The sequence below is a fragment of the Exiguobacterium sp. s59 genome (assembly GCF_018617475.1).
Taxonomy (GTDB): domain Bacteria; phylum Bacillota; class Bacilli; order Exiguobacteriales; family Exiguobacteriaceae; genus Exiguobacterium; species Exiguobacterium aestuarii.
On record NZ_JACSKG010000001.1, the window covers coordinates 453,240 to 477,572 of the forward strand.

Sequence of the window (24,333 nt, forward strand, 5' to 3'; positions counted from 1 at the left end):
AAAACTTTTGTCAGTCGGACAAAAAAGCTGTATACTATAAAAGTTGTCAATTCTTAAACACATGATGGAGGTATATTACCATGGCAGTTAAAATTCGTCTTAAGCGCATGGGCGCAAAAAAATCACCTTTCTACCGTATCGTTGTAGCAGACTCACGTTCACCACGTGATGGTCGCTTCATCGAGCAAGTTGGTCACTACAACCCGGTTGCAAAACCAGAAGCTGAAGTTCGCATCAACGAAGAACTCGCTCTCAAATGGTTGGCAGACGGCGCGAAGCCATCTGACACAGTACGTAACTTGTTCTCTAAAGCAGGGATCATGGAGAAATTCCACAACGCGAAAAACGCGAAGTAATGATGTGGCCGACCTTTTCTGAGGTCGGCCTATTTTGTTGAGGAGGGAACGCGAATGGATTGGTTATACGTTGGGAAAATCGCCAATACGCACGGCCTTAAAGGGGAAGTAAAGATTTTGGCGGCGACAGACTTCCCGGAAGAACGATTTAAAAAAGGAAATACGTTGTTCCTTGACGTGGACGGAACGAAACAAGAGATGACGATCACGACATATCGTCCGCATAAACAGTTTCATCTCGTCACGTTCAAAGGATTTGAAAACATCAACCTCATCGAGAAATATAAAGGGTTGAAGTTGTACGTCCATGCCGAACACGTGCACAACCTCTCGGAGAATGAATATTACTATCACGAGATTATCGGTTGCGAGGCGATTGTCGATGGCGAGGCAATCGGGGTAATCGATGATATCTTTGAGACAGGTGCGAACGACGTATGGGTCATCAAACGACCAGGCAAGTCGGACGCGCTCATTCCTTACATCGAATCGGTCGTGAAAGAGATTGACGTGGAAGCGAAACGGGTCGTCATCACCCCAATCCCTGGAATGATTGACGATGAAGATTGATGTGTTGACGTTATTCCCGGACATGTTCAAGTCGCTCGACCATTCCATCGTCGGCCGAGCGAAAGCGCTCGGACAAGTGGATATGTCGTTCATCAATTTTCGGGATTTTTCAACGAACAAGCATCATAAAGTCGATGACTATCCGTACGGAGGAGGAGCGGGCATGTTGCTCACCCCACAACCAATCTTTGATGCATTTGACTCGATCGAAGCGAAGTCACCACGTGTCATTCTCACGACGCCGACCGGAAAGCCGTTCAATCAACAGATGGCGGAAGAATGGGCCCGTGAAGAGCATCTAATCTTTTTGTGTGGACATTATGAGGGATTCGACCAGCGCATCCACGATGAACTGGCGACGGACGAAGTGTCCATCGGCGATTTCGTTTTGACGGGTGGGGAGCTCGCGACGATGGTGATGATTGATGCGACGGTGAGACTGCTCCCGGACGTCCTTGGTGATCAGGCGAGCCACGAAGACGATTCGTTCTCGACCGGTCTCCTTGAGTATCCGCACTACACACGCCCTGCGGAATTTCGCGGGTTGAAAGTGCCGGACGTCCTCCTGTCTGGAAATCACGCTCGTATCGAGACGTGGCGACGCGAGCAATCGCTCGCGAGAACGTATCGACGTCGTCCGGATTTACTCGAGCAAATCGAGCTGACGGAAGACGATAAAAAGTTTCTTCAATCGTTGCGCGATTGAGAAATATATGCTATGTTTGAGCATGTGGGTTAAACCCATCGATTACCGATGTTCCGCTATTGGATGCTTGGGCATATGAAGATATGAACATTGAAGAAAAAGGAGATATGATTCATGAACACACAAAAACTGTTCCGTGAAATCACAGAAGAACAATTCAAATCGGACGTACCTGCTTTCCGTCCTGGTGACACAGTACGTGTCCACGTTAAAGTTGTAGAGGGAACGCGTGAGCGTATCCAGATCTTCGAAGGCGTTGTTATCAAGCGTAAAGGTGGCGGCATCAGCGAAACATTCACAGTCCGTAAGATTTCTTACGGCGTAGGTGTTGAGCGTGCATTCCCGCTTCACTCACCACGCGTTGCGCAAATCGAAGTAGTACGCTACGGTAAAGTTCGCCGTGCGAAACTTTACTACCTCCGTAACCTTCGCGGTAAAGCAGCACGTATTAAAGAAATCCGTCGTTAAGATGGGAATTAAGCTTGTCGCTTGCGACAAGCTTCTTTTTTTCTAGTACAATAAGTTCAAATGGATAGAGGAGTGAGTGAAGTTGAAAGAAGTGTTTAGTTGGCTAAAGGCCATCGTTGTCGCTCTTGTCATCGCGTTCGTCATCCGGACGTTCATCTTCGTTCCTGTCATCGTTGAAGGGGAGTCGATGATGCCGACACTCCACAATGCGGATCGAATGATCGTCAGTAAAATTTCGAACTATGTTGGTGAGCTAGACCGAGGCGATATCGTCGTATTCCATGCGACAGAATCAAAAGACTATATTAAACGTGTCATCGCCATCCCAGGCGACACGCTCGAATATCGAGATGACGTGCTCTATATTAACGGTGAAGCGGTTGAAGAACCGTATTTAGACGAGTTCCGCGCACAGATGAACGGGTTCCCGTTGACGGAGAACTTCACGCTTGAACAAGTGACAGGCGAGTCAGTCGTTCCTGAAGACTCATACTTCGTCATGGGAGATAACCGTCAAAACTCGAAGGACAGTCGTGAAATCGGATTTGTGTCGAAAGAGGAGATTGTCGGCAAGACGAACTTCATCTTCTGGCCGCTCGACGATGTTGGCACGGTAGAAGATTAAGGTGGTGCTTTTTTGGCAATTCAATGGTTTCCTGGCCACATGGCCAAAGCAAGAAGACAAGTTACTGAAAAATTAAAATTGATTGATGTCGTCATCGAGCTCGTGGATGCACGTGTACCGCAATCGAGCCGCAACCCGATGGTCGACGAGATTACGGCTGGTAAGCCAAGACTCATCGTCTTGAACAAGGCAGACATGGCCGACCCGGCCGTGACGGATGCATGGTTACGCGCCTTGAAGAGTGAGGACGTTGAAGTCGTCGCAGTCGATGCGAAGCATAGCAAAGGCTTGAAACAGCTCATCACAGGTGCTCAAAAGTTGATGAAAGAAAAACATGACCGCATGCGTGAAAAGGGACGTAACCCTGGACCGATTCGTGCGCTCATCATCGGGATCCCGAACGTCGGGAAGTCGACACTCATCAACCGTCTTGCCGGGCGTAACATCGCCATCACAGGTGACCGACCAGGCGTGACGAAGCGTCAGCAGTGGATCAAGATGAAGGGCGGCGAGATGGAGCTCTTGGATACGCCAGGGATTCTCTGGCCGAAATTCGAGGACCAGCTCGTCGGGTATCGTCTAGCCGCGACAGGCGCGATTAAAGATGAGATTCTTAACTTGGACGATATCGCCTTGTATACGGTTCGTGAGTTGCATGCTCGTTATCCGGAACAATTAAAGGAACGATTCAAGCTCGAAACGTTACCTGAAGACGGCGTGGAGCTCCTTGAGATGATCGGGAAGAAGCGCGGTTTGATCAGTGGCGGTTATGTCGACTTTGAAAAGGCAAGCGAACTGCTTTTGAATGAACTACGACATGAGAAAATCGGACGGATCTCGCTCGAGACACCGGCTGACCATGAAATGGCGTAAAGCCCTGTGTAAACAGGGCTTTTTTTGAATAGGAGGAAGACCGTGACGATTCAACAGATTAAACAACAACTAGAGGACATCCGATATGAAGAATGGGTACAACTCTTTCCCACCCTGTCACAAGACCCCCGAGCGGGCGTACAAACGTTGCTTAAGCAAAAACAGCGCCAATTCGAACGAGTTCAGGCGCAACGGGTCGATTTCGAACGTCGGATGGCGTATGAGCGTGAATGGAAGGCGGAAGGGTTCACTCGAATTGTCGGAGTGGATGAGGTCGGACGGGGCCCCCTCGCGGGACCCGTCGTGGCGGCCGCCGTTCTATTGCCGGAAGGGTTTTATATTGCAGGATTGGACGACTCGAAGAAAATGTCGAAAACGGCTAGAGACGCGGCGTATGATCTCATCATGGAAGTCGCGGAAGTCGGTGTCGGAATCGTCGAGCCTGCGGTAATCGATGACATCAATATCTATGAAGCGACGAAGCTTGCGATGATGGAGGCGATTCGTCAAGTCGGTGAGGTCGATGCCCTGTTGATCGACGCCATGAAACTCGATCTCGATCTTCCCCAACAGTCTCTAATCAAGGGGGACACGCTGAGCGTATCGATTGCAGCGGCGAGTGTCATCGCTAAAGTCGTCAGGGACCGGATGATGGAAGAATACGACCGTACGTATCCTGGCTACGGGTTTGCCAACAATGCTGGTTATGGGACGGAGGCACATTTAGAAGGCTTGAGACGTCACGGGGTGACGCCGATCCATCGTCGTACATTCGCCCCAATCAAGCACATGTGAAAGGAGTGGTAGCGTTGCGGATCGATCATCAAGGAGTCTTACCGTTCAAAGTGACCGAACAGACGTCGCGACCGCTTTTACTCGGGAATACAATTGTCGGGAAAGTGTTACAACTTCTGCCCGGAAATGAGGCGGTCATGCAGTTGCCGCAAGGAATCTTCCGGGTCGGCGTCAATGCGAACGTCAAAGAGAATGTGACGTATAAAATGGTCGTCACGGATGTCGAGCCGAAGCTTGTCTTGAAAGTCGTCCCACAAGCATCAGAATCACTTACAGCTGCCAAGTCGCCTCTCCAGGCGTTAGGCGAACAGCTCGCCCGTTTCATTCGGGAACCGATTCCGACACCAGAATCGGTCAAGACAGCCGGGAAAGCGATGCTAGAGAGCGGGGCGGGGTCTGATGTAAAGACGCTCGTCGGCGAACTGTTCAAAGCGAAAGGCGAGCCGAAATTCGAACAGTTTGTGCGAGCTCAGGAAGCGTTTAATGCGACTCAAAGTCCACCATTCGTCGCACAAGCATTTCACATACCGCAACTAGGTCCGTTCGAGCACGTTCAACTTCGTTTAGAAGCACCGAAGCGAGAGGCGATCGATTCCGACCATGCCCGCATCGTCTTGTTTCTCGAAACACCACGTTTTGGCGAAACAGGAATCGATGTATTGATCCAAAAACGGTACGTGTCCGTTCGGGTATTTAATGAGACTCACGATTTAAGTCCATACGTTCGTACATACGAACCGCTTCTAAAAGAAGGGTTGAAACGTGTCGATTTTGATTTGTCTTCATTTTCATACGAAGCAAAGCGTGAACGTGTACCCGAAACATTTGCGCCTCTTGGAAAGGTGGATCTCCAAATATGAACGATCCAAAGAAAGCAATCGCACTCTCTTATGAGCAATCGATGGAGGCCCCGCACGTCGTGGCGAAAGGGACAGGCATCGTCGCTGAGCGGATGCTTGAGATTGCCCAGGCGAACGGAATCCCTGTTCATGAGGACCCGGCACTCCTTTCCTTACTCTCAGCCTTAAACATCGAAGAGCAGATTCCAGAGGACGTCTATCAGGTCATTGCCGAACTTTTTGTGTTTCTTTATCAGATGGAACAAGATAAAATTTGATTTGTCTAGGGTTATATGTGAAAAAAAGATGAAAACTTAAAGCAAGAACGATAGACAGCGCTTTCAGTTTTTCGTTACAATAGACGTGCCGATATTAAAGGGGACTAAGGGGGAAAAACATATGAATATCCATGAGTATCAGGCGAAAGAATTGTTAAGAGAGTTTGGGGTAGCCGTTCCGACGGGTTATCCAGCCTTTACTGTTGAAGAAGCTGTAGCAGCTGCTGCCAAGCTTGACGGTGATTTGAAAGTTGTGAAAGCACAAATCCACGCAGGTGGCCGCGGTAAAGCAGGTGGCGTCAAACTTGCGAAGACAGATGAAGAAGTGAAGCAATACGCTTCAGAGATTCTCGGGAAAACGCTCGTGACACACCAAACAGGTCCGGAAGGAAAAGTTGTCCAGCGTCTCTATATCGAAGAAGGTTCTGCGATTGACCAAGAATTTTACTTAGGACTCGTGCTTGACCGTTCGATCGGCCGAATTGTCATCATGGGTTCATCTGAAGGTGGTATGGACATCGAGGAAGTCGCTGAACATACACCTGAGAAGATTCATAAAGAGATTGTCGACCCGGTTGTGGGCTTGCGTCCATTCCAAGCACGTCGTCTCGCATTTAAAATGGAAGTCCCGACGAAACTTGTGAACAAGTTCAGTGACATGGTCATGAAGTTGTACAAAGTATACGTCGAGACAGATTGCACAATCGCAGAAATCAACCCACTCGTCACGACGAAAGACGGAAACGTCATCGCGCTTGATGCGAAGTTGAACTTCGATAGCAACGCACTCTATCGCCATTCAGACATCCTATCACTTCGCGATACGACGGAAGAAGATCCACGTGAAGTCGAGGCATCTAAACATGACCTCAGCTACATCGCGCTTGACGGAAACATCGGTTGTCTCGTCAACGGTGCTGGCCTTGCGATGGCGACGATGGATATCATCAAACATTACGGCGCTGAACCCGCTAACTTCCTCGATGTAGGCGGCGGTGCGACAAAAGAAAAAGTAACGGAAGCGTTCAAATTGATTTTGTCAGATGACCAAGTCAAAGGAATCTTCGTTAACATTTTCGGTGGAATCATGAAGTGTGACATCATCGCAGAGGGGATTGTCGCAGCGACGAAAGAAATCGGACTCGACTTACCACTCGTCGTTCGCTTAGAAGGAACGAACGTTGATGCCGGGAAGCGCATTCTCGATGAATCTGGACTTGCGATCACGACAGCTAGCTCGATGGCTGACGGTGCGGAAAAAATCGCAGCACTTGTTCGATAAGGGGGAAACGACATGAGTATTTGGGCGAATAAAGATACGAAAGTCATCATTCAAGGGATTACAGGGAAGCAAGGTTTGTTCCATGGTGAACAAATGCTTGCGTATAACACGAAATTAGTCGGTGGTGTCACACCAGGTAAGGGTGGCACGACGGTCCTCGACAACGTTCCAGTCTTCAACACGGTATCTGAGGCGGTCGAGGCGACGGGTGCGAACGCATCAATCATCTACGTACCACCAGCTTTCGCTGCCGACTCGATCATGGAAGCAGCGGACAGTGGCATCGAACTCATCATCTGTATTACAGAAGGCATTCCTGTAGTGGACATGATTCAAGTGAAACGCTATCTCGAAGACAAACCGGCTCGTTTGATCGGACCGAACTGTCCTGGAATCATCACGCCAGGAGAAGCAAAACTTGGAATCATGCCTGGCTATATTCATACGAAAGGGCATGTCGGAATCGTGTCACGTTCTGGAACGCTCACGTATGAAGCAGTTCATCAGTTGACGACGGCAGGAATCGGTCAATCGACAGCTGTCGGAATCGGTGGAGACCCAGTCAATGGAACAAACTTCATCGATACGCTTAAAGCGTTCAACGATGATGAGGACACGAAAGCTGTCATCATGATCGGGGAAATCGGTGGAACGGCTGAAGAAGAGGCGGCTGAATGGGTGAAAGCGAACATGACGAAACCGGTCATCGGCTTCATCGGCGGACAGACGGCTCCTGAAGGCAAACGTATGGGACACGCTGGCGCGATCATCTCAGGTGGTAAAGGGACGGCTGCTGAAAAAATCAAGACATTGAACGCGAATGGGATCGAAGTAGCTGAAACACCAGCAGTCATCGGTGAAACGTTGATTCGTGTCTTGAAAAAAGAAGGTCTATACGAAGCGTGTGTCACGGGTCAACCGACGACATAAGAATCATGAGGGATGCTTGCATCCCTCATTTTTTTAAAGGGGAGATTGTGATGAATCAAACAATAGCTCGGTTTGCTGCTGCGCGCATTCCTGTTGAATTCGTGCATCATTATTTGAACGGGACGTTAGACACACATCGCACTCAATTTTCTACACATGTTTGGAAGCGAGCCAGTTTGGCTCTTCGCTCAAGCGAATTGTATACTCATTTTGTCACATGGGAAGATGAGTCTTTCCCAAAGCGATTGCTCGAGATTCCAAACCCGCCATACTGTTTGTTTTACGATGGGGATTTAGAGGTACTACAAGAAAGAACGACCGCAATGGTCGGAAGTCGTGAGTTGAATCGGATCAGTCAATCGTTAGTGCGACACTATCACTCTTTAATAGAAGAAACTATTTCGGTTTCGGGCGGAGCGCTTGGCATTGATGGTCTCGTGCACGAGCATGCTTTAAATAAAAATTGTCCGACCGTGGCGGTGCTCGGAGCTGGACTGAACAACCTCTATCCAGCAGCGAATCGAAATATGCTCTTGCGAATTCCGAAGCAAGGAATTCTCTTGAGTGAATATGCCCCGAACACACCTGTTCAAAAATTTCAATTTTTGGAAAGAAATCGATTGGTGAGTGGTCTAGGTGATACACTCGTCGTCTTACAGGCGAGACGAAAGAGCGGGACGATGAACACGGTCGGACACGCGCTAGAGCAGGGAAAGACGGTCTTCGCGGTACCGGGTTCACCGCTTGATCCTCTAGCGGAAGGACCGAATCGATTGATTGAAGAAGGGGCGATTCCATTGACGAATTCCGATCAAATTATTCGAGATCTCAGGATTGTACGTTGACAAACCGGTGAGAACATGAATATTATGGTAGGGATTTAAATGACCTCTAAAAGGGGAGCAGATGTATGGCAAAATATTTGGTGATCGTTGAGTCACCTGCGAAAGCAAAAACAATTAAACGTTATTTAGGTCCGAATTATATGGTCAAAGCTTCGATGGGACACGTCATCGACTTACCGAAGAGTCAACTCGGTGTAGACGTCGAACATGACTTTGAACCGAAGTATATTACCATCCGTGGTAAAGGACCGGTATTAAAAGAATTGAAGACAGCGGCGAAAAAAGCCACAAAAATCTTTCTCGCGGCCGACCCCGACAGAGAAGGGGAAGCGATTGCCTGGCACTTGGCTCGCGCACTCGGCGTAGACGAAACGACGGAATGTCGCGTCGTCTTTAACGAGATTACAAAAGATGCGATTAAAGAATCATTCAAACATCCACGTAAAATCAATCATGACCTCGTCGACGCGCAACAAGCTCGACGTATTTTAGACCGCCTCGTCGGATACGGGATGAGTCCTCTATTATGGAAGAAAGTCAAAAAAGGATTGTCTGCCGGACGAGTACAATCAGTTGCCGTGAAGATGATTATTGACCGTGAACGTGAAATCAATGCGTTCGACCCAGAAGAGTATTGGACAATCAAGCTCGACTTGAATCACGATGGGGAAACGTTTGAGACTTCATTTTACGGAAAAGATGGGAAGAAAATGGAATTGAAGTCTGAAGAAGACGCTCAAGCCGTTCTTGACGCCATCAACGACGAATTTAAAGTCATCGACGTGACGAAGAAAGAACGAAAACGAAACGCTTCGTTGCCGTTCACGACAAGTTCGTTGCAACAGGATGCGGCACGTAAATTGAATTTCCGTGCGAAGAAGACGATGATGCTCGCCCAACAATTATATGAAGGGATTGACCTCGGTAAGAAAGAGGGGACGGTCGGTCTGATCACGTATATGCGTACAGACTCGACACGAATCTCGGACTTGGCGAAGGGAGAGGCGAAAGAGTACATCGAATCGACATTCGGTGAAGAATACGTCGCCTCACAGAAGCAAAAGGAAAAGAAAGCGGCAAACGCACAGGATGCGCACGAAGCGATTCGTCCGACTTCAGCACTCCGTGACCCTGCTTCTCTAAAACCTTATTTGTCTCGTGACCAGTTGCGCCTCTATAAATTGATTTGGGAGCGTTTGATCGCAAGTCAAATGGCGCCGGCAGTGCTCGACACTGTCAAAATCGACGTCGAATCGAACGGGATGATCTTCCGTGCGAATGGCTCGACCGTCAAATTCCCAGGTTTCATGAAAGTGTATATCGAATCGAAAGACGATGACATCGAAGATACGAATCAAGAGAAAGAGGGCTTGTTACCACCTCTTGAAGTCGAAGATACGGTCAGCTTCGAAGCGATTGAACCGAAACAACACTTCACGCAACCACCGCCACGTTATACAGAAGCACGACTCGTCCGAGCGATGGAAGAGCTCGGTATTGGTCGCCCGTCGACGTATGCGCCGACACTCGATACAATCCAACGCCGTGGTTATGTCGTCTTAGAAGAGAAGAAATTCCTTCCGACAGAGCTCGGTGAACTCGTGATTGAAATGATTGACGAATATTTCAATGACTTCATCACCGTTCAGTTCACGGCAGACATGGAGACGCTCCTTGACTCGATCGAGCATAAAGAAGTCGAGTGGACAGAAGTCGTGGCCCCGATTTATCGTTCATTCGAGAAGCGCTTAAAACGTGCAGAAGAAGAGATTGAGAAAATCGAAGTAAAAGATGAACCTGCAGGAATTGACTGTGAAGTATGTGGTTCGCCGATGGTCATCAAAATGGGACGATACGGTAAGTTCATGGCTTGCTCGAACTTCCCGAACTGTACGAACACGAAGCCAGTTCAAGTTGAGATTGGTGTACCTTGCCCAGACTGTAAGGACGGACAAATCGTGGAACGTCGAAGTAAAAAAGGTCGCCTCTTCTATGGATGCTCGAACTATCCAGAATGTGAGTTCGTCTCATGGGACAAACCAGTTGCGAAACCGTGCCCGGTGTGCGACAGTTTGATGGTCGAGAAGAAAATTAAAGACGGCGTGAAATATCAATGTACGAACTGTACCCATACCGAGGTACATCAGCAAGAGGAGGATTAATGTTGCAACAACGTGTAACTGTAATCGGGGCCGGATTGGCCGGCTCCGAAGCGGCTTGGCAACTCGCCAAGCGTGGCATTCAAGTAGATTTGTATGAAATGAGACCGGTACGTCAAACGCCGGCGCACCACACGGATCAATTCGCGGAGCTTGTTTGTTCGAACTCACTCCGTGCGAACGGTCTTCAAAACGCGGTCGGTGTTTTGAAAGAAGAGATGCGAACGCTTGACTCACTCATCTTGAAGGCGGCAGACACGGCAAGCGTTCCAGCTGGTGGCGCACTCGCTGTCGACCGTCATGAATTCGCTGGGTTCATCACCGAGAAACTGAAGAACCACGAGAACGTCACAGTGCATACTGAAGAACTAAAAGAAATTCCTGAAGGGATTGTCATCGTTGCGACAGGCCCACTGACATCTCCAGATTTGTCGGCATCGCTCAAAGCGTTCACAGGTGAAGATTATCTTTACTTTTACGATGCGGCCGCTCCGATTCTAGACGGAGATACGATCGATCGTGATAAAGTGTATTTGAAGTCGCGTTACGATAAAGGTGAAGCTGCTTACCTGAACTGTCCAATGACGGAAGAAGAGTTTGACGTGTTTTATGAGGAACTGGTCAAAGCAGAAGTCGTTCCACTGAAAGAGTTCGAAAAGGAGATTTACTTCGAAGGATGTATGCCGTTTGAAGTAATGGCCCAGCGTGGGAAGAAGACACTTCTCTTCGGACCGATGAAGCCGGTCGGTTTAGAAGATCCGAAGACAGGTAAACGTCCTTATGCGGTCGTACAGTTGCGTCAGGATAACTCGGCAGGAACGCTTTATAATCTTGTCGGTTTCCAGACGCATTTGAAATGGGGCGAGCAGAAACGTATCATCCGTCTCATTCCTGGACTTGAGAATGCAGATATCGTTCGTTATGGTGTCATGCACCGCAACACGTTCATCAATTCGCCGAGCTTGTTGAAACCGACGTATCAAGCACGCACGCGAGACACACTCTTCTTCGCTGGTCAAATGACAGGCGTGGAAGGTTACGTGGAGTCAGCGGCATCTGGATTGTTGGCAGGAATCAACGCAGCGAAGATGATCGCAGGAGAAGAGCTCGTCGTGTTACCACGTGAAACGATGCTCGGTTCGATGGCACACTACATCACGACAGCTGACGGCAAGCATTTCCAGCCGATGAATGCGAACTTTGGATTGGTCCCAACGTTAGAGGACGCTCCGAAGAAAATGAAAAAACAAGAACGGTATGAGCGTTACGCCAACCGAGCTTTAGAAACGATTCAGCAGTTTAAGGACCTTTGAACAAGAGAGCCATTTTTTGGCTCTTTTGTTTTGAAATAAAATTTCAATTGTGTATTTTGTTTCATACTTTGAAAATTTTCAGATTATTGAACGACTATCTATTGTCACCATACATTCTGTATGCTATGCTAATTTCGATTTGACGAGAACATGCGTTTTTACGTGTCATCGAGGAGGCGATAAAATGGGATTCTTAGAGGATCGACAATCATTTTTACGCTACTGCCAAATTGAACGTCGACTGTCTCCTCATACGAAACGCTCCTACGAGCAAACGCTCGACCAGTACGCCGCATATTGCCAATCGACGCATCAAGATCCCTACGATGCACAGACGGCGCGGCGTTATTTATATGTCCTTTATGAGAAACAATTGGCCACATCTACGGTGTCTCAGAAAGTATCTTGCCTTAAACAGTTCGGGAAGTATATGGCAAGAGAGCACGGAGGAGAGCCCTTGTTTCATGACCTGACTTCACCGAAAAAGCGACAATCCTTGCCGACGTTCGCCGTCCCGACCGAGGTCGAACAATTGTTAGAAGCGGCTTCCATTCAAGATGACCCTTTTTTACAGGCGAGAGACGTCGCCATCGTCGAAGTGTTGTATGGAACGGGCATCCGCGTCGCAGAGCTTTGTGGGATGAACCTTTCATCCTTTGACGAAGTCTTAGCTTTCGTTCATGTGATGGGCAAAGGGAAGAAAGAACGGTACGTTCCGATTGGTCAATATGCCGTACAATCATTGAAACAGTACATCGAAATACGTAAAGACGTCGGACTCCCGACAGAAAACGCATTATTTTTGAGTCAAAAAGGGAATCGGATGACAACAGACCAAATTCGGTATGTCATGAAGCGCTTGAGAAAACAGAGTGGGGTACATAAGCCGTTGACCCCGCACTCGTTGCGACATAGTTTTGCAACGGACTTATTGGAGCGGGGAGCTGACTTGCGCGCTGTCCAAGAGTTGCTCGGTCATGAGTCGTTGTCCACGACCGGACGCTATACCCACGTATCGACAGAACGACTACGTTCGATTTATCAAGCGACACATCCAAGAAAGTAGGAGGTTACGATATGTTTCATGCAACAACGATTTTTGCAGTTCGACACAATGGCCAATGCGCGATGAGCGGAGATGGCCAAGTTACGTTCGGGAATGCCGTCATTATGAAAAACAAGGCGAAGAAAGTGAGACGCTTGTACGGTGGTAAAGTCGTTGCCGGTTTTGCAGGTAGCGTAGCCGATGCTTTCACATTGTTTGAGAAGTTTGAATCGAAACTTGAAATGTATAACGGTAACTTACCGCGTGCCGCGGTCGAGCTTGCTAAAGAGTGGCGCGGTGATAAAATGTTGCGACAGCTCGAGGCTCTATTGATTGTCATGGACGCGGAACATTTGTTGCTCGTCTCTGGGAATGGAGAAGTCATTGAGCCAGACGATGGCATCCTTGCAATCGGGTCAGGCGGGAACTATGCACTCGCGGCAGGACGCGCGCTCGTCCGCCATTCTGCTGAGAAGTCAGCAGAAGAGATCGCAAGAGCCGCTCTCGAAATTGCCGGTGAGCTTTGCGTGTATACGAATGATCAAGTCATTGTAGAAACGATCGGAGGCGTTGCTGAATGAATCGAGAGTTGACACCAAGACAAATCGTATCGGAACTAGACAAGTTCGTCATCGGACAAAAGGACGCCAAACGGGCTGTGTCGATCGCCTTACGTAACCGTTACCGTCGCCAGAAATTGAGTGCGGACCTTCGCGACGAAGTCACACCGAAAAATATTTTAATGATTGGTCCAACAGGGGTCGGGAAGACCGAAATCGCCCGCCGTTTAGCTAAGTTAGTCGGAGCACCATTCGTCAAAGTGGAAGCGACAAAGTTTACGGAAGTTGGTTACGTCGGTCGGGACGTGGAGTCAATGGTTCGAGATCTTGTCGAAGCGTCCGTTCGTCTCGTGAAAGAAGAGAAGAAAGAAGACGTCAAGGAGCCTGCAGAACGAGCAGCGACAGAGCGGTTGTTAGACGCCTTGCAAGGGAAAGCGAAAGCTGCACCGAGTGCTTCAAACCCGTTTGAGGCATTGTTCGGTGGACAGACCCAACAACCAGAATCGACAACCGATACGTCAAAAAATGATCGGGCACAACTTCGCCGTCTTCTTGAACTTGGTGAACTTGAAGAACGGGTCATTGAAGTCGAACTGGAAGAAAAGCAGACGATGGATTTGTTCCAAGGACAAGGGATGGAAGGGTTATCGAACCTTCAAGATATGCTCGGACAAATCGTTCCGAAGAAACGGAAGCAACGTAAGTTGACTGTCCGTGAAGCAAGACCACTCCTCGTGGCGGAAGAAGCTGAAAATCTTCTAGATTTGAATGAAGTGCATGACGAAGCGGTTCAGCGCAGTGAACAGATGGGAATCATCTTCGTCGATGAAATCGATAAGATTGCGACGAAGTCACAAGACCATGCTGGTGTCTCTCGTGAAGGTGTGCAGCGCGATATCCTTCCGATTGTCGAAGGGTCTACGGTCGTTACGAAGTACGGACCTGTCAAAACGGATCACGTTCTCTTCATCGCAGCCGGTGCGTTCCATATGGCGAAGCCGTCTGATTTGATTCCGGAGTTGCAAGGTCGCTTCCCGATTCGCGTCGAATTGAATAGTTTGACGGAGGAAGACTTCGTCAAAATCTTAACTGAACCATCTCAGGCGTTGATCAAGCAATACACCGCATTATTAGAGTCGGAAGAAATAACGGTCCGATTCACACATGAAGCGATTGAAGAAATTGCGAAAATTGCGACGCATGTCAATCGCGAGACCGATGACATCGGCGCACGTCGACTCTATACTATTATGGAGCGTGTGCTTGAAGATCTTTCATTTGAAGCGGCAGACATGCCACAAACAAGCGTGGAAATCACCCCCGCTTACGTACAAGCTAAAGTCGGGTCAATCGCAGATGACCGAGACCTCAGCCAATATATTTTATAAGATTCTGTATGCACATACAGGGAGGAAATAGACATTATGAACTTACTAGACAAAACTCGCCAATTAAACACGATGCTTCAACAAGAAGCGAGTGCGCACGTTGACTTTAAAGAAATGGCGGATAAAATGCGTGAAGTACTTGAATCCAATACGTTTATCGTAAGCCGTCGTGGTCGCCTACTCGGCTTTGCGATCAAACAACAGATTGAGAACGACCGCATGAAGGCATTCTTGGTGGACAGACAGTTCCCAGAACCGTATGCTTCTAACTTGTTTAACGTGAAAGAAACAACAGCGAATATCGATATTGATAGCGAATATACGGCGTTCCCTGTCGAGAACCACGATTTATTCCTAAACTCGAAGACGACGATTGTCCCAATCATCGGTGGTGGTGAGCGTCTAGGTACGCTCGTGCTAGGTCGACTGGCAAACGAATTCACAGAAGATGACCTCGTCCTCGCAGAATATAGTGCGACGGTAGTTGGAATGGAAATTCTTCGTGAGAAGGCGGCAGAAGCAGAAACGTCAGCCCGTAAGAAGGCCGTCGTTCAAATGGCGATCAATTCACTATCGTATTCTGAGCTCGAAGCGATTGAACATATTTTCGAAGAGCTTGGTGGGAACGAAGGGTTGCTAGTTGCTTCCAAAATTGCCGACCGTGTGGGAATCACTCGTTCTGTCATTGTAAATGCACTGCGCAAATTAGAAAGTGCGGGCGTCATTGAATCACGTTCTTTAGGAATGAAAGGAACGTATATCAAGATATTAAATGACAACTTCTTGTTTGAGTTACAAAAACTGAAATCAAACTGAAATACAACTTTCGATGTGCATTTTCCATTGAAAACACTTTAATTTGGGACTTTGTTCCTAAAAAACCGCTTTCCTCTTAGAGGGAGCGGTTTTTTTTAGTACAAAAGTAATCATTTTCAGGATTTGTCGTTAATTCGACAAAAAGATGCGAACCCATTTACCTATGTTTTAAAAAATATCTTTCAGAACTGTTACAGATTTGTTTCAATGAAATAGTGGAATTTCCAAATCAGGTATATATCAGTAGTTACCATATGAAAGTGAGTGAGCACCATGAATTGGATTGGTAGTGACTATCAATTATTGAAACAAGCCATCAATCATTCAGTCCTCAATCAGAAAGTAATTAGTCATAATCTTTCGAATATCGATACCCCAAACTTCAAAGCGAAGCAAGCCGTATTTGAACAGACGCTTCAAAGTGAGATGCGTCTCAAACTCCAAGGCGGACGTCCGAGTGATTCGACGCAGTCTACTGTCGTCGATCGAGCTGGTGGGGCGATGCGAAGTGATGGCAACAACGTCGACTTAGATTATGAGATGAGTGAACTGGCCCGTAATCAACTCCAGTACGAGGCGATGATGGAACAATTAAATCGTAGACTCGGCGGATTAAAATCTGTCATTCGAGGAGGTCGTTAATCGATGGGGATGTTTGATAGTTTTCATATTTCAGCTACAGCGTTAACGTCTCAACGTTTACGAATGGATACCGTTTCAGCAAACATCGCCAATGCCCAGACGACGAGAGGGAAACTTGTCGATGGAGAATGGCAACCGTATACGAGAAAGATGACAGTGTTACAGGAAGCACCTTTCCGAAAGCAGCTAAATGCAGTCAATGGCGGAGTGCAAGTGGCTCAAATCATCGAGGACGATACTCCTTATAAACTTGCCTACAATCCGAGTCATCCCGATGCGGACGAGCGTGGGTATGTCCAAATGCCGAACGTTGACTTACTAAAAGAAATGGTCGACCTGATGGGAGCGACCCGTTCTTATGAAGCAAACATTGCCGCGATGAATGCATCAAAAGCGATGCTCGTCAAAGCGATGGAGATTGGAAAAGGATAAGGAGTGACGAAGGATGCAAATTAACCCAATTCAATTGATGAGCCCAGAGATCACACCATCAATGAAGAAAACGAACCCATCTCAATTTGGGTCATATTTGAATGAAGCGATGAATGCGTTGAACGAAACACAACAAGCGACAAGTCAAGCCCGAAAAGATTTGGCTGTCGGAAAAGCTGACCTTCATCAAGTCATGATTCAAAGTGAAGAGTCGTCGATTGCGATGCAACTTGCTATCGAGGTGAGGAACAAGGCCGTTGAAGCCTATCAAGAAATGATGCGAATGCAAGTTTAATTGTAGAGGATGACAAGTTGCGATGAATGAACAATTAAAAGAACGATTCAAGTCGATGACCGATGCGCTGAAATCGATGCCGGCGAAGCGGAAACTCGTATGGGGAATCTCCATTGCGATCATATTGATCGCAGCACTCGTACTCACATTCTTCCTATCGAGACCGAACATGGCTCCTCTATACACGAACCTATCTGCACAAGAAGCGGGTGAAGTGACAGAGAAGCTGACTGCGGACGGTGTGGAGTCGGAAATTAAAGCTACTTCGAACGGGGTCAGTGTATATGTTCCGAATGAAATGGTCGACCAGTTGAAAGTTAGCCTTGCGGCAGCCGGGATCCCGAAATCTGGGTCAATCGACTACAGTTTCTTTAGTGAAAATGCCGGTTTCGGAACGACGGACCGTGAAATGGCGGTCATCGAACGAAGTGCGATGCAGACGGAACTTGAGCGACTCATCACCCAAATTGAAGGAATCAATCAAGCGAAAGTCATTATTTCGCTTCCTGAGAAGTCCGTTTTCTTAGCGGAAGATCAAGGAGAACCGACAGCTTCGATTGTGTTAAATATCGGGGCCGGAACCAATTTAGAACCGAACACGGTCAAAGGTCTCTATCATTTGATTAGTAAAAGTGTTCCAAACTTGAAGCCTGAAAACATCTCGATCATGGACCAATACTTCACGTATTATGACCTCGATCAGACAGTCGTAGCAGGAGGATCTTCTTCTGATCCGTTGGCACTGAAGCGTCAAGTTGAAAAAGATGTCCGTCAACAAATTCAACAGATGTTATCTGTCCTTCTCGGAGAGCGGAGCGTCCTCGTCTCTGTCACAGCAGATATCGATACGACCCAAACGGCCGAAGAGCAAAACCTCGTCACGCCAGTCAACGAGGAAAACATGGAAGGCATCGTAACGTCTGCTGAACGAATCGCCGAGGCTTACACGGGTGGTACGGGGACGGCGACAGAAGCGACCGGAACAGGTGAAAATGACACAATCAACTTCCCTGCTGCTACAGGGGATAGCACAGAAGAAAGTGAAAAAAACCATGAAATCATCAACTATGAAGTAAATCGCATCACGAAACAAATTCAAAATGCACCGTATACGATTCGCGACCTTGGGGTGCAATTGATTGTTGAACCACCAGATGGTGCTACGAGCATTGACCCACAGCTCGAAGGGGATCTCGAGACGATGATGTATTCGATCATTCGGACATCATTAGCGAAGACGGATGAAGCGATTACAGATGCGGAGCTTGAACAAAAAGTAGTCGTTGTATCGCGACCATTCGCTGAAGCAGAAGAAGTGGCAACAACGGAGCAACCTACCCCATGGTGGATGTACGCCTCAGCAGCTGGAGCGGTCGTTTTGCTTGCCCTCATCTTCTTCGCCATGCGTAGACGTAAACAAGAAGTGGTCGAAGAAACGAACGAGTGGGAAGTTCCATATGAAGATGAAGTACCTGACCTAGACCTCGAAGAACGAGGCGAAGGGGCTGTTAAGAAGAAACAGTTAGAAAAATTAGCTGAAAGTAATCCAGAAGAGTTTGCTAAACTGCTTCGTACTTGGATGTCTGAGGAGTGAGTAACGTGAACTATGCCAAACAATCGAATCGAGAAAAAGCAGCGATGCTCATGATCTCGTTAGGTCCAGAAGTGGCAGCGAATGTTTATAAACATCTTTCGGAAGAAGAGATGGAGCAGTTAACGCTTCAAATCTCTGCACTCAAAAAAGTGTCCCCAGAAGAGAAAGAGAGCATTCTTGGTGAGTTCCACGAACTCGCAATGGCTCAAAGCTATATTACCCAGGGTGGAATCGGGTTCGCCAAAACAGTTCTTGAAAAAGCAGTCGGTGAAGAAAAGGCAATGGCGTTGATTCATCGTTTGACGTCGACGTTACAAGTTCGACCGTTCGAATTTGCACGAAAAGCCGATCCGAAACAGTTACTGAACTTTATTCAGAATGAACATCCACAGACGATTGCACTCATATTGGCACATTTGGAGCCAGTCAAGTCTGGTCAAATCTTATCCGAGCTCCCTCCTGAAATTCAATCGGAAGTTGCGAAACGGATTGCGACGATGGACCGACTCAATCCAGATGTCATTCATGAAGTTGAACAAATCCTTGAAAAGAATCTCTCGCAGACAGATATGCAGGATTATGCTCAATCGGGTGGTATCGAGGCAGTCGTCGAAGTATTGAATGGTGTCGATCGGACGACGGAACGTACAATTCTCGATGCACTTGAAATCGAGGACCCGGAACTCGCAGAAGAAATCAAGAAGCGGATGTTTGTCTTCGAAGATATCGTCACACTCGATTCTCGGGCAATTCAGCGGATCATTCGAGAAGTGGCGAACGACGACTTGTTGCTAGCGCTCAAAGTGTCGTCGGAAGAAGTAAAACAAATTATCTTCAAAAATATGTCTCAACGGATGGTCGAAACGTTCAAAGAAGACATGGAATTTATGGGACCTGTTCGATTGCGTGATGTTGAAGAGGCACAAAGTCGAATCGTTGGAATTATTCGTCGCCTAGAGGATGTTGGTGAAATCGTAATCAGTCGAGGTGGAGGAGATGACATCGTTGTCTAATGTGATCAAACGTCAACGCGCGACATCGCATATTCCTCAACGGATTGAATCGAAACGATTGGAATCATCCATCCCTGATTCAACTGAGAGCACCGACCATCATCAAGTGATCGAGTCGCGTTATGAGAAGTTAAGACAAGACGAAGATGCGTTCCAGCAGTTTCAGTTAACCGAAATGGAGAGACTAGAACACTTAAAGCAAGAAGCGTTTGAACAGGCACGTTCGGAAGGTTATGAAGCAGGTCTCCTTCAAGGAAGACAAGACGGATATGCAGAGTTTGAGGACATTACAACGCGTTTAAACTCTGTTTCCACCGAACTCGAACAACTGTTTCAGGAAAAATGGAAACAGGCGGAAGTTTCACTCATTGACTTAGCGATTGCAGTAAGTGCGCATGTGACGACGGACCTTGTCCGAAAAGACGAGGCGTTGTTTGCGGCGATGATCCAAGAACAGATGGCTCAACTCATCGATGCGGAAGCATTGACGATTTACGTTCATCCGACTCGGCTTGCTTCAATCCAACGATTTGAATCGATGTGGCGCGATGAAGAGACGCCACCATTAAAATATCGTGGAGATAGTTCTTTAGATGAAACGTCTGTGCGGATTGAGTCACCACATCGAGGAAATGAAATCGATCTTTCGTATAGCTTCGAGAGAATCCAAGCCAAAATCGAGGAGGTTTTAGCGGATGGCGCTTATTGAGCAGGTCATCAATACGATCAAACAGTCTACGGATGGCGAGTTTACTCGCAAAATCGGTCGAGTGTGTCGGGTCGTAGGATTGATGATTGAGTCAAATGGACCGAGTGCATTTGTCGGGGAGCGATGTTTCATCATGCTCCCTTCAAATGAGACGGTTGAAGCGGAAGTGGTGGGCTTTAATGAAGAGCGCGTCCTTCTTATGCCATACGGTGAAACAACGCAGATTGCACCTGGTTGTTTAGTGAAAGGTACCGGGAAGATGCTCCAAGTCCCTGTTGGTGAGGAACTGATTGGACAAGTGCTCGACGGTCTGGGGCGTCCGCTTTCGGGAGACCGACTCGTAACTGGTAAGCGGTATGACGTCCAGCGAAAACCGCCTAACCCTTTGAATCGTCCCCGGATTTTAGATGCCTTGTCGACTGGCGTTCGTATGATCGATGGGTTGCTGACTGTTGGGAAAGGGCAACGTGTCGGACTATTTGCTGGTTCTGGGGTAGGGAAATCCACGTTACTCGGGATGATTGCCAAGCGCTCTTCGGCAGATATTAACGTCATCGCCTTAATCGGAGAACGTGGTCGAGAAGTAAAAGAATTCATTGAAAAAGAGCTCGGCCCAGAAGGCATGGCCCGGTCTGTCGTCATTGTAGCGACGAGTGACCAACCTCCCCTCGTCCGATTGAAAGGTGCTTACACCGCAACCGCAATCGCCGAGTACTTTCGAGACCAAGGTAAAGAAGTGGTGCTCATGATGGACTCGGTGACACGATTTGCGATGGCTCAACGTGAAATCGGGCTCGCGACTGGTGAACCACCGACATCGAAAGGGTACACACCTTCTGTCTTTGCGATGCTCCCTCAATTATTAGAACGAAGCGGTACGGCAGCAACCGGATCGATTACAGCGTTCTATACAGTACTCGTTGATGGTGACGATATGAACGAACCGATTGCCGATGCGGTGCGTGGGATATTAGACGGACACTTCGTTATGGACCGAGCGCTTGCAAACCGTGGACAGTTTCCCGCCATCCACGTGTTGAAGTCAATCAGTCGTGTCATGAACCAAATCGCTTCTCCAACACATCGTGAAGCAGCACAAACGTTTCGTAGTTGGCTAGCGACTTATATCGATGCCGAGGATTTGATTAACATCGGCGCATATAAAAAAGGTTCGAACCCAGCGATTGATACGGCAATCGAGAAATATCCATACTTACTGACATTTTTAAAGCAATCGATTGATGAAGATGCTGCATTCCAACAAACGATGGCTCATTTGTCAGACATCGCGCGAGGTGAATCATGAACAGACTCATTCTAGAACGAATCATGCCAATTGCTGAACATGAGAAAGAAGATGCCGCTACTGAAGTAAGAGGGTTGAAAGCAAAACTCGAAACGGAGATGGAAGCGTTGTATGATCTTCTCCTCATGTATGAATCGTTGATTAAACATCAAGATGAACAGCAAGGACGTATTGATTTACTCATGTCTCAGTATCGAGAAAAGACGCGTGAGCAAGTAAAACGTCAAATCGAAACACAACAGCTCGTCGTTCAACAAGCGCGCAATCGTTATCACGCATCACAAGAACGCTTGCTCGGAAAAGTAGTGGAAGAAAAGAAATATGTGACACTTCATGAAAAGGTCAGTTTAGAAGAGATGACAGCGGCAAAACTCACAGAGCAATTAATGATGGACGAACTCGCTGTGATTCATCATGGGAAAGGGAAGTAGCATGGCAAAAGAGAACAATAAACGAGGCAAACAAATGATTGTGGCGTTAGTCCTCATCCCAGCAATCTTCATCTTGGTTGGCGGAATGGTCGTCATGAACTACGCGATGGACCGTCCACTTTTATCCGTACCATTCCTACCAGTTAGTGAGGATGGAAAGACAGCAGAAACACCGAAGACTTCTGAGACGAAAGTAAACGTGACAGGGATCGACAGTGACGCCACGAACCGGTTGAAAGCAGCAAACAGTGAGATTGAAAAACTTCGAAATGAAAATGTGGAACTGACGAATGAAGTGAAAGCGCGACAAGAAGAAATCACCGATTTAATTCGGGAACGTGACCGACTCGTCTCCGAGCTAGCGGCAGCCACAACAGAAAAAGAAACCACTTCTGACATTGTCAGTGTGTATGAAGAGATGTCCGCCAAACAAGCGGCGGCCATTATGGGGGAACTAGAGAGTCCACAGGTGGCGGAATTGCTTAAAGAATTATCACCAAAGCAACAGGCGGATATTTTAGGGCGGATGAATGCGCAGCAGGCTGCGGTTGTGACGCAGCTTCTCCAGTGAACATGGGAAAGGAGGACACACATTGAATATCGCATTATTATCACAAGCGATTCAAGGTTCGATGGCACGTACCGAAGCGACAGATGGGAATTCACAAGGAACGGGCGGCTTTTTAAGTCTCCTCTCGGCGATGCTCGCACCAATGCAAGGATCTGGAGAGCAGACAGCGCTTCCTCAACTTGAAGAAGGTGTGCTTCCTGAAGAGTCAGTCGACTTTGAAAAAGTGGCACAGGAACTCGAAACGTGGTTTCAAAAACCTGACACATTGAATTGGCTAAAATCACTTCCGCAAGATGCGTATCGGACGTTTATGGATGCATATGTAGGTGTACTCGGACAATTGTCTACGTCATCTGTAAATGTTGATTCAGCGCTCCCAATCGTTGCTCAGGCGGTCGCAACAAGTAGTGACATCGTGCAAAAGACGGATTTGTCTGCAAAAACAGGGTTGACACAGACTGTGCCAAATCAAGAACTTGGGAAGCACGTTCAAACGATTCAACGGGTGGTCACACAGTTTAATGGACCAGCCGGCAATATGAAGGAAGTTCCCGTTCTACCACAAGTTGAAACCGTGAAAGTGGCGAAAGCGCTCCCTCAGGCAAGTGGTGTTGACTGGTTACCGAAAGGATTAAACTGGTCGCGACCACAAATTGATGTAGAAACCGTCATGTACGCCTCAAAAGGTTCCTTACCTGAAAACTTACAGGCGAGAATTGAGTCCGCGCTTCAAAAAGCACCGTTTTCGAGCGGAGCGGACGGTTCGAAAGTGTTTACGGTACGTCTATATCCAGAACAACTCGGTGAGCTCGTCGTCAAGCTTGAACGACATAACGGGGAACTCGTCGTCAAATTGTTCGCAAGCAATCAAGAGGCGAAACAATTGCTTCAGTCACAAGTTCAGCAGTTGCAACAAACGTTAACGCCTCACTCCCAAAACGTTCGGGTCGAGGTCAACTTGACACAACAAGCACTCGACACGAAGTCGGCGTTGCCAGATGGCTCCGAGCAACCGGAACAGGAGCAATCGCAGGAACAACCAAAAGGAGGGTCTGAGGATGACGAGCATCCAACCGAAGACGAATGATTTTACACTGCCAGACCAGTCACTTCCAAAAGCGACAAATCAATATGACAAAGACATGTTTATGAAGTTGCTGCTCGCTCAAATTGCGAACCAGGACCCAATGTCGCCGATGGAAGACCGTGAGTTCATCGCTCAGATGGCTCAATTCTCTTCACTTGAACAGATGCAAACGATTTCGAAGCAACTCGACTCTGTGCTGGTCGACCGCCATATGGCTTCGATTTCCGAATTTAGCAGCATGATTGGTAAAACGATTGACTACAGTTCGGAATCGAGTGAAGAAACGACGAAAGGCTCGGGTCGTGTCGTCTCGATTTCTCGATCTGATTTAACTGGATACATGGCTGATCTTGAAGACGGCACATCGGTCAGCGTGTACGACATCACTTCCATCAAATAAGTATA

At 47.7% G+C, this 24,333-nt stretch carries 29 protein-coding genes; all 29 read left to right on the plus strand.

Going from position 1 to position 24,333, the window contains the following annotated elements:
- The first annotated feature begins 80 nt into the window (after positions 1 to 80).
- The 29 genes from rpsP to KNO91_RS02470 all read left to right on the plus strand — a co-directional run bounded on the left by rpsP (position 81) and on the right by KNO91_RS02470 (position 24,328).
- Positions 81 to 356 carry a 30S ribosomal protein S16 gene (rpsP, locus tag KNO91_RS02330; protein WP_015881366.1) on the plus strand — a complete coding sequence of 92 codons (276 nt, stop codon included), beginning with the start codon at positions 81 to 83 and terminating at the stop codon, positions 354 to 356.
- Between the two features lie 54 nt (positions 357 to 410).
- Positions 411 to 926 (plus strand): ribosome maturation factor RimM, encoded by a 516-nt coding sequence (gene rimM, locus KNO91_RS02335; RefSeq protein ID WP_214788868.1) that lies wholly within the window; start codon positions 411 to 413, stop codon positions 924 to 926.
- Positions 916 to 1,632, plus strand: a complete 717-nt coding sequence (trmD, locus tag KNO91_RS02340) for a tRNA (guanosine(37)-N1)-methyltransferase TrmD (RefSeq protein ID WP_214794116.1) — start codon at positions 916 to 918, stop codon at positions 1,630 to 1,632. The genes rimM and trmD overlap by 11 nt, the downstream gene beginning before the upstream one ends.
- A 114-nt stretch (positions 1,633 to 1,746) precedes the next feature.
- On the plus strand, positions 1,747 to 2,100 hold the full coding sequence (rplS, locus tag KNO91_RS02345) for a 50S ribosomal protein L19 (protein ID WP_015881369.1): 354 nt from the start codon (positions 1,747 to 1,749) through the stop codon (positions 2,098 to 2,100).
- An 82-nt stretch (positions 2,101 to 2,182) separates the two neighbouring features.
- Complete coding sequence (lepB, locus tag KNO91_RS02350; RefSeq protein ID WP_074034770.1) at positions 2,183 to 2,725, plus strand: signal peptidase I; 543 nt, start codon at positions 2,183 to 2,185, stop codon at positions 2,723 to 2,725.
- A gap of 12 nt (positions 2,726 to 2,737) precedes the next feature.
- The gene (gene ylqF / locus KNO91_RS02355; protein WP_214788862.1) at positions 2,738 to 3,598 is read left to right on the plus strand and encodes a ribosome biogenesis GTPase YlqF; all 861 of its coding nucleotides are present in this window, start codon (positions 2,738 to 2,740) and stop codon (positions 3,596 to 3,598) included.
- 42 nt (positions 3,599 to 3,640) lie between these two features.
- Positions 3,641 to 4,393, plus strand: coding sequence for a ribonuclease HII (locus KNO91_RS02360; RefSeq protein WP_214794113.1), 753 nt, complete (start codon positions 3,641 to 3,643; stop codon positions 4,391 to 4,393).
- Between the two features lie 5 nt (positions 4,394 to 4,398).
- Positions 4,399 to 5,253: a hypothetical protein gene (locus KNO91_RS02365; RefSeq protein WP_371816630.1), complete on the plus strand. Its 855-nt coding sequence runs from the start codon at positions 4,399 to 4,401 to the stop codon at positions 5,251 to 5,253.
- Complete coding sequence (locus tag KNO91_RS02370) at positions 5,250 to 5,510, plus strand: EscU/YscU/HrcU family type III secretion system export apparatus switch protein (protein WP_214815900.1); 261 nt, start codon at positions 5,250 to 5,252, stop codon at positions 5,508 to 5,510. The genes KNO91_RS02365 and KNO91_RS02370 overlap by 4 nt, the downstream gene beginning before the upstream one ends.
- A gap of 121 nt (positions 5,511 to 5,631) precedes the next feature.
- Complete coding sequence (gene sucC / locus KNO91_RS02375) at positions 5,632 to 6,792, plus strand: ADP-forming succinate--CoA ligase subunit beta (protein ID WP_214788853.1); 1,161 nt, start codon at positions 5,632 to 5,634, stop codon at positions 6,790 to 6,792.
- 12 nt (positions 6,793 to 6,804) lie between these two features.
- The gene (gene sucD / locus KNO91_RS02380) at positions 6,805 to 7,722 is read left to right on the plus strand and encodes a succinate--CoA ligase subunit alpha (protein ID WP_214788850.1); all 918 of its coding nucleotides are present in this window, start codon (positions 6,805 to 6,807) and stop codon (positions 7,720 to 7,722) included.
- 50 nt (positions 7,723 to 7,772) lie between these two features.
- The gene (gene dprA / locus KNO91_RS02385; protein ID WP_214815903.1) at positions 7,773 to 8,567 is read left to right on the plus strand and encodes a DNA-processing protein DprA; all 795 of its coding nucleotides are present in this window, start codon (positions 7,773 to 7,775) and stop codon (positions 8,565 to 8,567) included.
- Positions 8,568 to 8,632: 65 nt separating this feature from the next.
- A complete protein-coding gene (gene topA, locus KNO91_RS02390; RefSeq protein WP_214788844.1) occupies positions 8,633 to 10,729 on the plus strand; it encodes a type I DNA topoisomerase in 2,097 nt (698 codons plus the stop codon).
- Entirely contained in the window at positions 10,729 to 12,039 is a 1,311-nt protein-coding gene (gene trmFO, locus KNO91_RS02395) for an FADH(2)-oxidizing methylenetetrahydrofolate--tRNA-(uracil(54)-C(5))-methyltransferase TrmFO (RefSeq protein WP_214794107.1), read from the plus strand. The genes topA and trmFO overlap by 1 nt, the downstream gene beginning before the upstream one ends.
- A gap of 184 nt (positions 12,040 to 12,223) precedes the next feature.
- Positions 12,224 to 13,105, plus strand: a complete 882-nt coding sequence (locus tag KNO91_RS02400; RefSeq protein ID WP_214815906.1) for a tyrosine-type recombinase/integrase — start codon at positions 12,224 to 12,226, stop codon at positions 13,103 to 13,105.
- Positions 13,106 to 13,116: 11 nt separating this feature from the next.
- Positions 13,117 to 13,665: an ATP-dependent protease subunit HslV gene (gene hslV, locus KNO91_RS02405; protein ID WP_214788835.1), complete on the plus strand. Its 549-nt coding sequence runs from the start codon at positions 13,117 to 13,119 to the stop codon at positions 13,663 to 13,665.
- Positions 13,662 to 15,032 carry an ATP-dependent protease ATPase subunit HslU gene (gene hslU / locus KNO91_RS02410; protein ID WP_214788832.1) on the plus strand — a complete coding sequence of 457 codons (1,371 nt, stop codon included), beginning with the start codon at positions 13,662 to 13,664 and terminating at the stop codon, positions 15,030 to 15,032. The genes hslV and hslU overlap by 4 nt, the downstream gene beginning before the upstream one ends.
- A 36-nt stretch (positions 15,033 to 15,068) precedes the next feature.
- The gene (codY, locus tag KNO91_RS02415) at positions 15,069 to 15,848 is read left to right on the plus strand and encodes a GTP-sensing pleiotropic transcriptional regulator CodY (RefSeq protein WP_214691812.1); all 780 of its coding nucleotides are present in this window, start codon (positions 15,069 to 15,071) and stop codon (positions 15,846 to 15,848) included.
- Positions 15,849 to 16,121: 273 nt separating this feature from the next.
- Positions 16,122 to 16,490, plus strand: a complete 369-nt coding sequence (flgB, locus tag KNO91_RS02420; protein WP_214794100.1) for a flagellar basal body rod protein FlgB — start codon at positions 16,122 to 16,124, stop codon at positions 16,488 to 16,490.
- 3 nt (positions 16,491 to 16,493) lie between these two features.
- Entirely contained in the window at positions 16,494 to 16,922 is a 429-nt protein-coding gene (gene flgC / locus KNO91_RS02425) for a flagellar basal body rod protein FlgC (protein WP_214815910.1), read from the plus strand.
- 13 nt (positions 16,923 to 16,935) lie between these two features.
- The gene (gene fliE, locus KNO91_RS02430; RefSeq protein WP_214788822.1) at positions 16,936 to 17,217 is read left to right on the plus strand and encodes a flagellar hook-basal body complex protein FliE; all 282 of its coding nucleotides are present in this window, start codon (positions 16,936 to 16,938) and stop codon (positions 17,215 to 17,217) included.
- A gap of 22 nt (positions 17,218 to 17,239) precedes the next feature.
- The gene (gene fliF, locus KNO91_RS02435; protein ID WP_214815913.1) at positions 17,240 to 18,811 is read left to right on the plus strand and encodes a flagellar basal-body MS-ring/collar protein FliF; all 1,572 of its coding nucleotides are present in this window, start codon (positions 17,240 to 17,242) and stop codon (positions 18,809 to 18,811) included.
- Between the two features lie 5 nt (positions 18,812 to 18,816).
- Positions 18,817 to 19,824: a flagellar motor switch protein FliG gene (fliG, locus tag KNO91_RS02440; RefSeq protein ID WP_074034724.1), complete on the plus strand. Its 1,008-nt coding sequence runs from the start codon at positions 18,817 to 18,819 to the stop codon at positions 19,822 to 19,824.
- Positions 19,808 to 20,533: a FliH/SctL family protein gene (locus KNO91_RS02445; RefSeq protein ID WP_214815916.1), complete on the plus strand. Its 726-nt coding sequence runs from the start codon at positions 19,808 to 19,810 to the stop codon at positions 20,531 to 20,533. Before fliG ends, KNO91_RS02445 begins: the two co-directional genes overlap by 17 nt.
- Complete coding sequence (gene fliI, locus KNO91_RS02450; protein ID WP_214794088.1) at positions 20,520 to 21,839, plus strand: flagellar protein export ATPase FliI; 1,320 nt, start codon at positions 20,520 to 20,522, stop codon at positions 21,837 to 21,839. Before KNO91_RS02445 ends, fliI begins: the two co-directional genes overlap by 14 nt.
- A complete protein-coding gene (locus KNO91_RS02455) occupies positions 21,836 to 22,270 on the plus strand; it encodes a flagellar FliJ family protein (RefSeq protein WP_214788810.1) in 435 nt (144 codons plus the stop codon). Before fliI ends, KNO91_RS02455 begins: the two co-directional genes overlap by 4 nt.
- A gap of 1 nt (position 22,271) precedes the next feature.
- Positions 22,272 to 22,841 carry a MotE family protein gene (locus KNO91_RS02460; protein ID WP_214794085.1) on the plus strand — a complete coding sequence of 190 codons (570 nt, stop codon included), beginning with the start codon at positions 22,272 to 22,274 and terminating at the stop codon, positions 22,839 to 22,841.
- Positions 22,842 to 22,863: 22 nt separating this feature from the next.
- On the plus strand, positions 22,864 to 23,928 hold the full coding sequence (locus tag KNO91_RS02465; RefSeq protein ID WP_214815919.1) for a flagellar hook-length control protein FliK: 1,065 nt from the start codon (positions 22,864 to 22,866) through the stop codon (positions 23,926 to 23,928).
- Positions 23,900 to 24,328 (plus strand): flagellar hook capping FlgD N-terminal domain-containing protein, encoded by a 429-nt coding sequence (locus KNO91_RS02470; RefSeq protein WP_214691822.1) that lies wholly within the window; start codon positions 23,900 to 23,902, stop codon positions 24,326 to 24,328. The genes KNO91_RS02465 and KNO91_RS02470 overlap by 29 nt, the downstream gene beginning before the upstream one ends.
- Positions 24,329 to 24,333: the final 5 nt, after the last annotated feature.